We start from the raw sequence: 557 nt of genomic DNA on the forward strand, positions 1-557 counted from the left end.
GTGCCGGCGAGAGGACTTGAACCCCCAACCTACTGATTACAAGTCAGTTGCTCTACCAGTTGAGCTACACCGGCACAATGGTGGAGGCTGAGGGGATCGAACCCCCGACCCTCTGCTTGTAAGGCAGATGCTCTCCCAGCTGAGCTAAGCCTCCTGGGTATGTATGGTAGCGGCGGAGGGGATCGAACCCCCGACCTCACGGGTATGAACCGTACGCTCTAGCCAGCTGAGCTACACCGCCATAACATAATATTTCGCTAGCTTGTCCTAAATGGCGGAGAGAGAGGGATTCGAACCCTCGCACCACTTTCGCAGTCTAACCCCTTAGCAGAGGGTCCCCTTATAGCCACTTGGGTATCTCTCCATATAAATGGACTCGCTTAGCAAAACTCCGCAAGTTATTCTTTAACTCACCAAAGTGATTTGGAATATCAAGCGCAATTTCAAGGTTACACCCTGAAAACTGGATCCGAAACTCATTTGCGTTTTATTCTTAGGATAAGCCCTCGACCGATTAGTATTGGTCAGCTCCATGCATTACTGCACTTCCACCCCCA

Annotated in this window: 4 tRNA genes; all 4 read right to left on the reverse strand. The window is 51.0% G+C overall.

Features of this window, described 5'->3' with window-relative positions:
• Position 1: 1 nt before the first annotated feature.
• The 4 genes from ACUYLD_RS25435 to ACUYLD_RS25450 all read right to left on the reverse strand — a co-directional run bounded on the left by ACUYLD_RS25435 (position 2) and on the right by ACUYLD_RS25450 (position 364).
• Positions 2–74, reverse strand: a tRNA-Thr gene (locus ACUYLD_RS25435).
• 4 nt (positions 75–78) lie between these two features.
• Positions 79–154, reverse strand: a tRNA-Val gene (locus ACUYLD_RS25440).
• A 10-nt stretch (positions 155–164) separates the two neighbouring features.
• Positions 165–241 (reverse strand) — tRNA-Met (locus ACUYLD_RS25445).
• Positions 242–272: 31 nt separating this feature from the next.
• A tRNA-Ser gene (locus tag ACUYLD_RS25450) sits at positions 273–364 on the reverse strand.
• Positions 365–557 lie beyond the last annotated feature (193 nt).

Source organism: Paenibacillus sp. SER-28, from assembly GCF_052906305.1.